The sequence below is a fragment of the Pseudomonas sp. HY2-MNA-CIBAN-0224 genome (assembly GCF_040310285.1).
GTDB classification, from domain to species: Bacteria; Pseudomonadota; Gammaproteobacteria; order Pseudomonadales; family Pseudomonadaceae; genus Aquipseudomonas; species Aquipseudomonas helleri.
Genome location: NZ_JBEOPQ010000006.1, coordinates 62,147 through 75,164 on the forward strand (window position 1 = coordinate 62,147; position 13,018 = coordinate 75,164).

At 59.6% G+C, this 13,018-nt stretch carries 14 protein-coding genes; 6 read left to right on the forward strand and 8 right to left on the reverse strand.

Annotation, left to right across the window (positions count from 1 at the left end):
* The first annotated feature begins 392 nt into the window (after positions 1-392).
* The 3 genes from AAEZ03_RS05635 (at position 393) to pgnE (ending at position 4,480) form a co-directional block, all read left to right on the forward strand.
* The gene (locus AAEZ03_RS05635) at positions 393-2,516 is read left to right on the forward strand and encodes a mechanosensitive ion channel family protein (RefSeq protein ID WP_350576774.1); all 2,124 of its coding nucleotides are present in this window, start codon (positions 393-395) and stop codon (positions 2,514-2,516) included.
* Positions 2,517-2,661: 145 nt separating this feature from the next.
* A complete protein-coding gene (locus AAEZ03_RS05640; protein WP_350576777.1) occupies positions 2,662-3,546 on the forward strand; it encodes a sugar nucleotide-binding protein in 885 nt (294 codons plus the stop codon).
* Positions 3,539-4,480, forward strand: a complete 942-nt coding sequence (pgnE, locus tag AAEZ03_RS05645) for a UDP-N-acetylglucosamine epimerase PgnE (protein ID WP_350576780.1) — start codon at positions 3,539-3,541, stop codon at positions 4,478-4,480. Before AAEZ03_RS05640 ends, pgnE begins: the two co-directional genes overlap by 8 nt.
* Before the next feature lie 176 nt (positions 4,481-4,656).
* Here the strand turns inward: pgnE and AAEZ03_RS05650 are convergent, their stop codons facing one another.
* The 5 genes from AAEZ03_RS05650 to AAEZ03_RS05670 all read right to left on the reverse strand — a co-directional run bounded on the left by AAEZ03_RS05650 (position 4,657) and on the right by AAEZ03_RS05670 (position 8,690).
* A complete protein-coding gene (locus tag AAEZ03_RS05650; protein WP_262123469.1) occupies positions 4,657-5,355 on the reverse strand; it encodes an OmpW/AlkL family protein in 699 nt (232 codons plus the stop codon).
* A 120-nt stretch (positions 5,356-5,475) separates the two neighbouring features.
* Positions 5,476-5,985, reverse strand: coding sequence for a DUF3299 domain-containing protein (locus AAEZ03_RS05655; RefSeq protein ID WP_153336438.1), 510 nt, complete (start codon positions 5,983-5,985; stop codon positions 5,476-5,478).
* Between the two features lie 25 nt (positions 5,986-6,010).
* Positions 6,011-7,276, reverse strand: coding sequence for an ABC transporter permease (locus tag AAEZ03_RS05660; RefSeq protein WP_262123470.1), 1,266 nt, complete (start codon positions 7,274-7,276; stop codon positions 6,011-6,013).
* Position 7,277: 1 nt separating this feature from the next.
* On the reverse strand, positions 7,278-7,988 hold the full coding sequence (locus AAEZ03_RS05665) for an ABC transporter ATP-binding protein (protein ID WP_048373878.1): 711 nt from the start codon (positions 7,986-7,988) through the stop codon (positions 7,278-7,280).
* A gap of 141 nt (positions 7,989-8,129) precedes the next feature.
* Positions 8,130-8,690 (reverse strand): DUF2796 domain-containing protein, encoded by a 561-nt coding sequence (locus tag AAEZ03_RS05670; RefSeq protein ID WP_350576784.1) that lies wholly within the window; start codon positions 8,688-8,690, stop codon positions 8,130-8,132.
* 131 nt (positions 8,691-8,821) lie between these two features.
* Here AAEZ03_RS05670 and AAEZ03_RS05675 point away from each other — a divergent pair, with 131 nt between their 5' ends.
* Complete coding sequence (locus tag AAEZ03_RS05675; RefSeq protein WP_273224417.1) at positions 8,822-9,166, forward strand: hypothetical protein; 345 nt, start codon at positions 8,822-8,824, stop codon at positions 9,164-9,166.
* A 51-nt stretch (positions 9,167-9,217) separates the two neighbouring features.
* Here AAEZ03_RS05675 and AAEZ03_RS05680 read toward each other — a convergent pair whose 3' ends face one another.
* From AAEZ03_RS05680 to AAEZ03_RS05690, 3 genes are read right to left on the reverse strand one after another with little or no spacing between them, the layout of a single operon-like run.
* Complete coding sequence (locus AAEZ03_RS05680) at positions 9,218-10,093, reverse strand: thioredoxin family protein (protein WP_153336433.1); 876 nt, start codon at positions 10,091-10,093, stop codon at positions 9,218-9,220.
* Positions 10,094-10,124: 31 nt separating this feature from the next.
* Complete coding sequence (locus AAEZ03_RS05685; RefSeq protein ID WP_350576788.1) at positions 10,125-10,814, reverse strand: class I SAM-dependent methyltransferase; 690 nt, start codon at positions 10,812-10,814, stop codon at positions 10,125-10,127.
* A complete protein-coding gene (locus AAEZ03_RS05690) occupies positions 10,811-11,260 on the reverse strand; it encodes a YbaY family lipoprotein (RefSeq protein ID WP_048367771.1) in 450 nt (149 codons plus the stop codon). Before AAEZ03_RS05690 ends, AAEZ03_RS05685 begins: the two co-directional genes overlap by 4 nt.
* 139 nt (positions 11,261-11,399) lie before the next feature.
* Here AAEZ03_RS05690 and nrdR point away from each other — a divergent pair, with 139 nt between their 5' ends.
* Positions 11,400-11,864 carry a transcriptional regulator NrdR gene (nrdR, locus tag AAEZ03_RS05695; protein WP_048367842.1) on the forward strand — a complete coding sequence of 155 codons (465 nt, stop codon included), beginning with the start codon at positions 11,400-11,402 and terminating at the stop codon, positions 11,862-11,864.
* Positions 11,861-12,994: a bifunctional diaminohydroxyphosphoribosylaminopyrimidine deaminase/5-amino-6-(5-phosphoribosylamino)uracil reductase RibD gene (gene ribD / locus AAEZ03_RS05700; protein ID WP_173430600.1), complete on the forward strand. Its 1,134-nt coding sequence runs from the start codon at positions 11,861-11,863 to the stop codon at positions 12,992-12,994. Before nrdR ends, ribD begins: the two co-directional genes overlap by 4 nt.
* Positions 12,995-13,018: the final 24 nt, after the last annotated feature.

Consider the following 13,018-nt stretch of genomic DNA (forward strand, 5'->3'; position numbering starts at 1 on the left):
GGGCGGGCGCTTGCTATTTGTAAGGCGTGCCCCGCTTCAATCATGCGTGCTTCCTTGAATAATTCGTTGGGTTTATAAGGTTTAAACTGGTTTTAAAATTGTCGTTTATTAGCTCTTTCGCGAAGTTCTAATAAGAGTGATGCTCTTCACATATTGAGAACTTGATTCACAGTGTGTGCGTGTGAAGTTTCGGGTGTCTGGTCTTCGGGTTATACATTTCGTCTGCTTGTGTATGTAATGGCGGTCACTTCTGGCAGGCCCCGGGCGATGATTTCTGGCGCCAGGGGTGGCATTGGCTACGCTGTAGGTGATCGAAAACACAGACGTGCCCTGTATCGAACCTGATCATTTGGTACGGTGGGTCTATCAAGGATGTGCATGGGGCCCCGGGTTTGTCCAAATTCAAAACAGTTTTTGTGTTCCTCATCCTGTTGCTGTCAGGCAACGGCCTGCTTCACGCGGCACCCACCCTGGCCTCGGTCATCAAAGCCGAAGAGACCGACGGCAAACCGCCGGTACTGGTAGACGGCGGGCTGCTCGGGGTCTTGGGTTCCAGCATTGATGATGTGCAAGACCAGTTAGGGTTGAGCAAGCACTTGCTGGATATCTGGCGCCTGCGTGCTGAGCGGGCAGCCCATGAAGCCGGGGTGCTGGCCGACAAGGTGGTCGAGCAGCCTGATAAAAATGGTGTGGGCGACTTTTTCGTGTTGCTGGTTGTCTGGTCTGGCGTTTTTGCCGGGTTGATGCTGGCAGGCAAACTACTGGTACGTTCTTTGAACAACACCCGCGTCGTGCAAGCGCGTCCGCGCCTGCAGCGGCTGTTGCGCGCCGGAGTGCCGTACTTGCTGCCTGCGGTGCTGTCGTTGGTCGTCATCGTGTTCGGCAGCCACTTGCTACCCAGCTCAATTGGCCGTGCTCTGGCAGTGTGTTTGACCTATGCCGGCAGCAGCGGGGTGTTTTGTGCGGCGCTGGTGATGTCATTGATCGCGATGCTCGATGCCGGCCACAAACGGCCCGCCGTGCGGATTATTCGTCAGCACTGTGTGCGTCCGTTGTTCGCGATGGGGTTCTTTGCTGCGTTGAGTGACGGGCTGGACACCCCGCAGGTCGGGCTCACGCTGGGCGCTAATATCGCCAGTTGTCTCTCTATATTTTCGGGGTTGGTCGCGTGCGCCATCTTCGCTTATCTGGCGATCAAGTTGCGCCGCCCAGTGGGGCAACTGATTCGCAATCGAGCGCTGGCGCAGCGCTTGGGGCAGCCTGCTTTCCAGGAGTCGTTGCGGATATTTTCGGTGCTCTGGTATTGGCCCATTCTGCTCATGCTGCTGGTCTCGGCGCTGGACCTGGTGGGCATCGGCGAGGGCAGCGGGCGGGCGCTGCGCAGCGCATTGCTGACCTCAGGCTTGCTGATTGCAACGGTGTTTCTGGGTTCGCTTTTGCACCACTCATTCACCACACTCCTGCGCTCCAACGGTGCCTACCGCGTGCGTTTGATGATGGTGGTGTATGTGCTGTTGCGCATTCTGCTGGCCGTGGCCTTCATCGAATTGCTGGCGCAGATCTGGGGGTTCTCCGTGCTGGCGTTTGCTTCCGATAGCCACACGGGGCAAGTCATCAGTGATTCGCTTGGGCACATCCTGCTGATTTTTCTGGTCACCTGGCTGGCCTGGGTGGTGATGGATACTGCCATCCAGCAAGTTCTGGAGCCTCCGGTGACCCGGCGCGGCACTCACGCACCGAGCACCCGCATCAAAACCATACTGCCGTTGATCCGCAATGCCATAAAAGTGGTGCTGGCGGTGATCTTCACCATCACCACCCTGGCCAACCTGGGCGTGAACGTGACCCCGTTTCTGGCGGGCGCGGGAGTGATCGGCCTGGCGATCGGCTTTGGCTCCCAGCAACTGGTGCAAGACGTCATCACCGGGCTGTTCATCCTTATAGAAGACACCATCTCGGTGGGCGACTGGGTAGAGATCGACTCCAACCACGCCGGCACGGTCGAAGGGCTGACTATCCGAACCTTGAGGCTGCGCGATTCACGCGGTTATGTGCACTCGGTGCCCTTCGGTCAGATCAAGGCGGTGATCAACCATTCGCGGCAATTTGCCTACGCATATTTCGCCGTCCAGTTCACCTATGACAGCGATATGGATACAGCCTCGGACTTGATCAGCGAGGCAGGGCGGCAGATCAGCGACGACCCGTTGCTCAGTCTGAGTTTGCAGGGGGCGATGAGCGTGTACGGGATCGACAGCATGAACCTCGACGGGGTCACGATTACCGCGCAGTTCAGAACGATGTCCGGTGCGCAGGGCTCTATTACGCGGGCATTCAATGAACGACTTAAAAAGCTTGTGGATAATTCAGCCGATGTACATTTTGCACAACATTATCCACAGGGCTTTTTGATACCTGCGCGTGACACCGGGCAAACCGCACAAGCGGCACAAGCGGCAGCCGAACCGCCGCGTTCTGCGCTTGTGCTGCCTGACATGCCGCCTTCATCACAGTGATGGCAAATAACCAGCTGCGCAGTTTGTCAGTGACGACACGCACAGAAACCCGCAAAATGGTGGGGTCTTGATCATGGCCAACAGCTTCCACGGTTGGTTTTCTGGTATATATCACCGTTCTGAATAGACTGAGCCTGCACACTCTATGCGAATGCGCCTTATGTTATTGGGCGGCGGAAATGCTCTCGGGCAGGCGCTGATTCGTCTGGGTGCCGAGGAAGACATCAATTTCCTCGCCCCGCGTCCGCCGCAAGACGGCTGGGACGCCGCGAGCCTGACGCAGCTGCTGGACGAGACCCGTCCGGATGCCGTCATCAACCTTGCGTACTACTTCGACTGGTTTCAGGCGCGGAGCGTGAGCGAAACTCGCCTTGCCGACCAGGAACGGGCGGTCGAGCGGCTCTCTGAGTTGTGCCAGCACCACGGCATCACCTTGCTTCAGCCCTCCAGCTACCGAGTGTTTGACGGATCGCGGGCCACGGCCTACAGCGAAAAAGACGAACCCGTCCCGCTCGGCCTGCGCGGTCAGGCATTGTGGCGTATTGAACAAAGCGTGCGGGCCATCTGCCCGCAACATGTTCTGCTGCGTTTCGGCTGGTTGCTTGATGACAGTCCCGAAGGCAGTCTGGGCCGGTTTTTGGCTCAGGCAGAAAAGCCCGGCGAATTGTTCAAGGCCGATGATCGGCGCGGCAACCCGACGCCGGTCGACGATGCTGCACGGGTCATCATCTCGGTGCTCAAACAACTCGATTGCGCGGCGCCGCTGTGGGGCACTTACCACTACGCCGGGCATGAGGCCACAACGCCGCTGGCGCTGGGCCAGGCCATCCTGGATGAAGCGCGGCACTTGCACCCGCTGGCCATCCAGGCCCCAACACCGCAGGCTCACGCTGCATGCCCTGATGCCTCAGAAGAGCCTCAGCATGCGGTACTGGCCTGTAAAAAAATCCTTCACACCTTCGGGATCAAACCTCGCGCCTGGCGTGCAGGGCTCCCTTCTTTACTGGACAGGTTTTATCGTCATGGTTGATGCTCCCGTTTTAATCACCGGCGGTGCCGGCTTTATCGGTTCCAATCTGGTGGACCGCTTGCTGGGCAAAGGTTATGCCGTGCGAATCCTCGACGATCTGTCGACGGGCAAACGCAGCAACTTGCCTCTGGATAACCCCAAGGTCGAACTCATTGAAGGCAACGTCGCCGATGCGGCCCTGGTCAAGCGCGCCATGGCCGGCTGCAGTGCAGTCGTGCACCTGGCCGCGGTGGCCTCGGTGCAGGCCTCGGTAGACGACCCGGTGAGCACTCACCAAAGCAACTTTGTCGGCACGCTCAATGTGTGCGAAGCCATGCGCGAAGCGGGCGTCAAACGTGTGGTGTTTGCCTCCAGCGCTGCGGTGTATGGCAACAACGGTGAGGGCGAGTCGATTGTTGAAGACACGCCTAAAGCGCCGCTGACCCCTTATGCTTCGGACAAGCTGGCCAGTGAGTACTATCTGGACTTCTATCGCCGCCAGCACGCGCTGGAGCCGGTGGTTTTCCGCTTCTTCAACGTCTACGGGCCGCGCCAGGATCCATCTTCGCCATACTCAGGCGTGATCAGCATTTTCAGTGAACGCGCTGAAAAAGGCCTGCCGATCACCATCTTTGGTGATGGCGAGCAAACCCGCGACTTCATCTACGTGGGTGATCTGGTCGGCATTCTGGTGCAGGCCGTTGAAGCACCACAGGTTGAAGAGGGCGCCATCAACGTGGGCCTGAACAAAGCCACCACCCTCAAGCAAATGCTCGAGTCCTTGAGCGAAGTGGTTGGCAAACTGCCACCGATCAGCTACGGCCCGGCTCGCCCTGGTGATATCCGCCATTCGCGTGCGGACAACAGTCGCTTGCTGCAGCGCTTCACCCTCGGTGACACCACACCGATGAACATCGGTCTGACCCACCTGCTGGGGCGTAAACAACCCGAGTAACACTTCAACACCTTGTGGGAGCGGGCTTGCTCGCGATGGAAGCGACGCGGTTTTACAGAAAACCGCATCGTCTGCATCGCTGGCAAGCCAGGCTCCCACAGGTTTTGAAGTGCACCTTAAAAGGCGCTTTTTTCTTGCCGCTTAAAGCTAGAGGCTTTTAGCCAAGCGCTGCGCGCTTAAAACTTATAACCCAAGCCGACCATGTACACGAAAGGATCAACGTCGACGTTGACCTTGGCGCGGGTACCATCGCCTACGGCGCTGTTGTTGACATAGGCGTGCGTGTCGATATCGATGTAACGCGCCTGGGCGTTGATCATGATGTTGTCGGTCAGCATGTAGTCAGCACCGATCTGCCAGGCCACGCCCCACGAGTTGGATGCGCGGAAATTGTCGAAACCTTCAGCCGATGCGCGGCTGCCCACGTGCTCGTCGTAGATCCAGGTGTAGTTGATACCGGCACCCACGTACGGTTGGAACACTGACTTGGAGTCCAGCGGGTAGTACACAACGCTCAGGGTTGGCGGCAAGTGCTTGAGGGTACCCAGCTTGCCGTTGGCTTGTGGCAGGCCAGTGTTTTTGAGTTTCACGTCATGCTCAAACGGCGTCGCGGCCAACAGTTCGATACCCACGTGATCGGTGATCATGTAGGCAAAGTTAAGACCCAGTTGCGTGTCGCTGCTCATGGTCGCCTTGCCGCCCAGATCGGTCCCGCCCAACGAGCCGCGGTCCACTTTGACGTGGGAGCTATCGGCTTTCGGGTTTACCGTAATGGCACCGGCGCGCAGGATGATGTCACCCTCGGAATGCGCGTGGGCCAACGGTGCGACAACGGCAAGCGTCAGCGCGGCGGCGCTAAGCAGGGACTTTTGCATGGGAGCTCCATTGGGATATTTAAAATTTATATAACCAATGGTAATGAGCGGCCGGGCCCGTTCTGTTGACCCAGCTCAATGAAAAGTGAAGACGTGAAAATTTCGTGAACAGCTGCCGGGTTAGTCCGGCAGTTCGTAGACCACGATCTTTTGTGCATCCATCTGATAGCCCGCGTCAGCCAAGTCGCTGGTGCTGGGCTTGACCTGCAGGGCACCGACGATCCAGTACGGTTGATACAACTCGTCGACCTGAACCCCGACTTTGCTGGTCACGTGCACGATCTGGTTGGACGGCGGAGGCGGCACGTGGATGCACGCGCCAAAGTACGGTACCAGCAGAAACTCCGTAGTACGCCCCTCTTCATTGACTTCCAGCGGCACGATGTATCCCGGCAGGCGAATCAGTTGGCCATCGAGTTGGGTGACCACGGGGGCGTTGGGCAAGTCCTGCTTGGCCGCGGGAGCGGTCTCCATGTCGCCCATTTGCGACAGGTCATGCAGCGGCGTCATGTTCGGCACTTCGGGCGGCGCGTCTGGCGGAATCATCTCTGACCACGTCAGTTCTTTCGGCTCGGCCGCCCACAAGGGTGTGCTCACCCAGAGAAACAGCGCCAGCAGCACACCAGACATCGCAGCTTTTTTCATTAACCTGAGCTCATAAACGAATGGACAGACCATCGGCCAGCGATTGTCGGTAAGCGCGCCATGCCGGTACGCAGCCCATCAGCAGGGCGGCTGCCAGAATACCGCCGAGCAGCGTCCATTCATATTCACTTGGCCAGGCCAGCGGCAAATAGATCCCGTAATTCGACTGCACATACCCCTGAGCCAGCGCGATGCACACGTACAGCAAGCCGACGCCTGCCACCACGCCTGCCAAAGCCAGGGCCAGCGCTTCAAACACCAGCAGCGTGGCGATATGCCAGGGCCGTGCACCCACCGAGCGCAGGATCGCCATCTCGCGGCGGCGCTCATTGAGGCTGGTCAAAATGGCCGTCAGCATGCCGATCAACCCCGTCAGCACCACAAACAGCGACACTACGAACAGCGCCTTTTCAGCGGTGCTCATCAGGCTCCAGAGTTCCTGCAACGCCACGCCGGGCAGAATCGCCATCATCGGCTCGCCGCGAAACTCATTGATCTCGCGTTGCAGGGCAAAGGTCGAAATCTTGCTGTTCAGGCCGAGCATAAACGCCGTGATGGCCTGAGGTGTCAGGTCCATATTGCGCGCCTGGTCGGCAGTGACCCGGGCAGCGCCTTGGGCAGGCACGCCGTTGTGCCAGTCGATATGGATCGCCTCCATACCGCCGAGGCTGATATGCAGCGTGCGGTCCACAGGCGTGCCGGTGCGCTTGAGGATGCCGACCACGGTGAAGGGTTTGTCGTCGTGTTTAACCAGGCTGACCGCAGCCACGCCATGGGCCAGCACCAGCTTGTCACCCAGCTTGTAATGCAGCGCCTCGGCCACTTCGGCGCCTAGTACGACCTCGAACGGATCGGTCTGGAAGGCACGACCGCTGGCCAGCTCAAGGTTTTGCCGATGGCCGTATTGATAGTGCTCAAAGTACGCCTCGCTGGTGCCCATCACCCGGTAGCCGCGGTGCGAGTCACCCAAAGACATCGGAATCGCCCATTTCACTTTCGGGTTATTGGCGAAATGCTCGAAGCTGTCCCAGCGAATATTGTTGGTGGCATTGCCAATCCGAAACACCGAATACAGCAGCAAATTGACCGACCCCGAACGCGCGCCCACGATCAGGTCGGTGCCGCTGATGGTGCTGGCAAAGCTGGCGCGGGCTTCGGTGCGCACCCGCTCCACCGCCAGCAGCAGGCACACCGACAGGGCGATGGCGAATGCGGTGAGGATCGCGGTGAAGCGTCGGTTGGCCAGGCTGGCCAGGGCTAGGCGAAACAAATACATCTCAGACCTCTGCCGGTGTAGCGGCGCGATTAAGTTCAGACAACGACAGGTTGCGGTCGAAGAGCGTGGCCAGGCTTTGGTCGTGGCTCACAAACAGCAAGCTGGCGCCGGCCTCCCGGCACTCGGCAAACAGCAACTGAATAAACGCTTCGCGGGCGTCCGCATCGAGGGCAGAGGTGGGCTCATCGGCGATCACCAACTCGGGCTGGCCGATCAGCGCGCGGGCGGCGGCAACACGTTGTTGCTGGCCGATGGACAACGAGTCGGCACGGCGCTCCAGCAGGGCCGGATCTTTGAGGCCCAAATGCGCAAGCAGGGTTTGCGCGGCCTTGGCAACGCTGCCATGGCGCTGGGCGGCGCGGCTGGCGCGCAATTTAGAAAAGTGACACGGCAGTTCAACGTTCTCGCGCACGGACAAAAACGGCAGCAGGTTGAACTGCTGAAAAATATACCCCGTGTGATCAACCCGAAACCGGTCCCGGGCGCCTGAGCCCAACTCACTCAGTTCTTGCCCCAGCAAACGTATCGTCCCCTGACTGGCTTTTTGCACGCCGCCCAGCAAACCCAGCAAGGTGGTTTTACCGCTGCCGCTGGGGCCTTTCAGAAACAGCGTTTCGCCGGGTTCAAGACGGAAGGCCGGAATATCCAGCAGCACCGGTTGCCCGGGCCAACTGAAACTCAGGTCATTGAGTTCGATAAGTGCTTGGGTCATGGGGAAGGGCTATCACCTGCCAATGAGAATGTTGACGTTGTAGTCGCTGCCGAAGGCTGCGATAAGGGCCGCAGGACCTTCAACAGCAGGGTTGCTGCGCACCCCATCGCAGCCTTCGGCAGCGACTACAAAGCGGGGAGTTTAGAACTTCAGGCTTGGCGCTTTAGGCGTCAGCTCAGAACCTTGCTGGCCGCTGCCACCAATCAATTGCACCTTGAGTTTGTGGGTGCCCGGGAAGGTCTTGAAGAACTGGGTCAAATCCAGTGCTTTCAACGCCTCGGGGTTGGAGCACGTGAATGCATAGTGCGCTTCTATGTCGCTGTGGTGGTGTTCTGTTTTTGCCGCACCGGCTTCTTCAGGGGCGGCTTCGAACAACGGGCTGTCCAGGTCTTGGGCTTCAACCACACACCCAGCCGCCTTTGGCAGGCTGAACAGAGCCAGCGGGTTTTCCAGTTGAGTGCGTGCGGAATCGACCTTGGCCTTATCGGCGTCCGTGGTCGCAATGTGCTCGAAACCCACGATGTTGACGGACGGGCCGTCGAGGTCCAGCTCCAGGGTTGGGCCGTCCAGGGCCACATTCATTGTCCCGACACCATGCTCGTGGGCACCCAGGCTGCCGTGTTCATGGTCATGATCGTCGGCGGCGTGAGCCATGGTCAGTGGCAACAGAGCAAACGGCAAAGCAAGAAGCAAACGGCGCATACCACGACTCCAACAAAAAAAGTATTAAATGTTATGTAATCTTATAACAATCAATTCGAGATTTTGCCCGTGTGCTTGGCGTTCTGCAAGCCGCATGGGAGCATGCCCCATGAAATTTAAGGAGCAGGACGATGGTGCGAATTCGCGGAACGATAGGTGATTGGCCGGTTGACCTCACCGTAGAGCTGGATGAGGGCGACTGGGCGAAACTGGGCGCGCAACTGCACGTGAGCGAAGCTCCAGCCCCTGACACTACGCCCGCCAAACCCGTAAGCCAGGACGATGCGCTGTGGGAAACCACCAAAGACCTGCTGCGCAACGCCGGGCAAATCACCGGCCCGGAACTGCTGAGCCAGCTCGAAGCCCTGACAGGCAGCACCGGCGCGGGCAAACGCCTGTTGGTGCGCCTGCGCCACAGCAGCCAGGTCAAAGTCGTCAGCGGCGTCGACTCACCGCTCTACAGCTGGATCGAATAACCCCGCAAACCCACCCCTGTAGGAGCGAGCTTGCCTCGCGATCTTTTGACCTTAGTACAACGCCGCAAACAGCTTGCGGCGGTAGGTCGTTACCAGCGGGTGGTCATTGCCCAGCAACTCAAATACTTGCAACAAGGTCTTGTGAGTAATGCCTTCGTTGTAGCTGCGGTTGCGGGTGAACAACTTCAGCAGGCCGTCCAGAGCGCCTTCATATTGTTGGCGGGCCAATTGCTGAATCGCCAACTGATACGCCGCCTCATCATCCTGCGGGTTTTGCGCCACGCGGGTTTTCAAATCGGCCACGTCTGGCAGTTCTGCCGCCTGGCGCAGAAACGTCAATTGCGCCTTGGCACCGGCCAGTTCGGCTTTATGCTCATCGCTTTTAACCGCATCCAGCACCGCTTGGGCTTCGGCCAGTTCATTGCGCTCGGCCAGGCAGCGACCGTACAGAATCAGCGCTTTGGCGTTGGTGTTGTCTTCAGTAAGAATGCCTTTGAGCAACGCTTCAGCATCGGCAAAACGGCTCTCGGCAAACAGCGCCTGCGCTTGCTCCAGAGGGTCTGCTTCTTCGGGCTCAGGCATTTCAACGTGCGGCTCCAGCAAGGCGCGCACGGCGGATTCAGGCAGGGCCTCCTGGAAGTGCTCGACCGGCTTGCCCTCTTTAAACAGCACCACGATGGGCAGGTTCTGAATGCCGAAGTGTTGAACCAATGCGTGTTCAACGTCGCAGTTCACCTTGGCCAGCAACAACTCACCCTGATAACTCTCGGTGATTTTTTCAAGGATCGGCAGGATCACCTTGCACGGTGCGCACCACTCGGCCCAGAAATCCACCAGAACCGGTTGCTCGAAAGAAGCGTCGACCACCAGCTTCTGAAAATCGGCTGCGGTCACGTCGAAGCTATAAGAAGGCGTAGGCTGATTCATCAAGAGTCTCGAAACAGGTAAATGAAGGCAACTATAAAGGCTGCACCGGCAGGCTGAAAGCCGCGCGCGTGCGTTGCGCGTGATACAGGCTGACGTTGCGAAACTCGTGGGGTTCGGCCAGGTCCGGCAAGGTCAGCGCCTTGAGGCTGCCCAGTTGTTGGTACAGCGGATGCTGGAAATCGCGCACCCGGGAATCAGCGACCAGCGTTTGCTGGCTGCGGGTCAAAAACTGATCCAGCAACGGCAAGTTCTCGCGGTCGTACAGTACATCCGCCACCAGGACCAGATCGAAGCGGTCAGCTTCGGTAAAAAAGTCGCTGGAATACTGCAGCTGAACGTCATTGAGTTCGGCATTCGCCCTGCAGGCCGCCAGCGCCAGAGGGTCCAGGTCGCAGGCCACCACTTCCAGCGCGCCAGCCTTTGCCGCCGCTATCGCGGCAATCCCCGAACCGGCACCAAAGTCGAGCACGCGTTTGCCTTGTACCCACTGCGGTTGCTCGTCCAGGTAGCGCGCCAACGCCAGGCCGCTGGCCCAGCAAAAGGCCCAATACGGAGGCTCATAGAGAATGCGCCGGGTCTCATCGGGGGTGAACTCACGGTCCATGTTCTGCGCATCAATCAGCCAGAGCTTGAGTGCCGTGCCTGGCAGCTCGGTGATGACCAGGCGCGCATCGCCGAGCAATGCGCGTAAAGACTGTTGCAGGTCGAGCGGTGTGTTCATGGTGCGCTGACAAAGGCCAGGGTGCCCACATTCTGCGTCGACGGCTGGCTGATGATGCGCGAGGGCAGGTGCAGGATCAATTGCCCGGACTGGCTGGCCCGCCCGCGCAACTCAACCCGTGCTCCGGCAGGGAAGGCTTCAGGGTTAAAGCGCAGTTTGAAGGGCAACGGCTGGTTATTGCCGATGATCTTGCTGCTGGCCATCAGCCCCTGCGGGCGGCCGCGTTCGTCAACAATCAGGATCGCCAACTCCACCTCGGCGCCTTTCGGTGCCCCGGTCAGCACGCCGCTGAGTTCACGCTGATACGCCGGCAGCGGCCCCAGATCGGCCGGTGCGTCGGTTTCTGGCTGGGCCAGCACTTGAGTTTGTGGCGGTTTGGCTGGCTCGCTGCTGCAAGCGGCCAGCAAACCGACGAAACACAGCAAAACACACGTTCGTAGTGACATGAGAAGCTCCAGCGGCAGGTCAGTCGACGTCAAAAATTGTGTAAAAAGGTAGTCGGCGGACTGTATACCGTAAAGCCTATGGCTTGTCTTGCTAGTGGGATGCGCTACCATGGCCCTCCCATTTTTTGTTGCCGCCACCATGCACTGTCCATTCTGCGGTGCCAACGACACTAAAGTCATCGACTCGCGTCTGGTCGCCGAGGGCGATCAGGTGCGCCGCCGGCGTGAATGCCTGGCCTGTGGTGAGCGTTTCACCACCTTTGAAACAGCCGAGTTGGTGCTACCGCGACTAATCAAGCAAGACGGCAGTCGTCAGCCCTTTGACGAAGAAAAGCTGCGCGCCGGCATGCAGCGAGCGCTGGAAAAGCGCCCGGTCAGTGTCGAGCGCCTTGAAGCTGCGCTGGCCCATATCAAAAGCAAGCTGCGCGCCACCGGCGAACGCGAAGTCAAATCGCTGGTCGTCGGTGAGCTGGTCATGACCGAGCTGCAAAAGCTCGACGAAGTGGCCTATATCCGATTCGCCTCTGTCTACCGACGCTTCCAGGACCTCAATGAGTTCCGCGAAGAGATCGATCGACTCGCCCGTGAGCCTTCCAAAGAATGACCCTGACCGCCGAACAAGCTGTTTTAGACGCCCATTACATGGCGCGAGCCATCGAACTGGCGCGCAAAGGGCTGTACACCACTCACCCTAATCCACGGGTCGGTTGCGTGATCGTGCGCGACGGGCAGGTAGTGGGCGAAGGCTGGCACGAGCGTACGGGCGAGCCCCATGCAGAAGTCCACGCTCTGCGTGCCGCGGGCGCGTTGGCCCGTGGCGCTACCGCCTACGTCACCCTTGAGCCATGCAGCCACCACGGGCACACGCCGCCATGCGCCGATGGCTTGCTGCATGCGGGCATTGCTCGAGTGGTTGCGGCCATGCAAGACCCCAACCCGGAAGTCGCCGGGCGCGGGCTCAAACGGCTGGCCGATGCGGGCGTTGACGTGCGCAGCGGCGTACTTGAGCAAGAAGCGCGGGCGCTCAACCCCGGCTTCCTTAAGCGCATGGAGCACGGCCTGCCGTTTGTGCGGGTCAAAATGGCCATGAGCCTGGATGGCCGCACCGCCATGGCCAACGGTGAAAGCCAATGGATCACCGGCCCGGCTGCGCGCTCGGCCGTGCAGCGCCTGCGCGCCGAAGCCAGTGTGGTGCTGACCGGCGCTGACACCGTGCTGGCCGATGGTGCGCGCCTGACCGTGCGCGGGCCTGAGCTGGGCTTGAGCCCCGAGCTGACCGCGCTGGCGCTCAGCCGTCCGCCGCTGCGGGTATTGATTGACGGGCGCTTGCGCGTGCCGCTGGATGCACCGTTTTTCAAGGCTGGCCCGGCCTTGGTCGCCACTTGCGTGCCGCCCGCCGAGCAATACCGCACCGGCCCCGAGTGCCTGGTGATCCACGGAGCCAACGGTCAGGTCGATTTGCGCAAACTGCTGGTGGCGCTGGCCGCCCGTGGCGTCAATGAGGTGCTGGTTGAAGCAGGTCCACGTCTGGCTGGCGCCTTTGCCGAACAAGGCCTGGTCGATGAGTACCAGATATTCATCGCCGCCAAGTTTTTGGGGTCGACCGCTAGGCCGTTGCTTGAGCTGCCGCTGACCCATATGAGCGAAGCGCCGTTGCTCAAAATCACAGAAATGCGCGCCGTAGGGGATGACTGGCGAGTCACAGCCATACCTGTGTCGCCCGCAAGCGTATAATTCTCAGCCTTCGTTTAGCGCAGG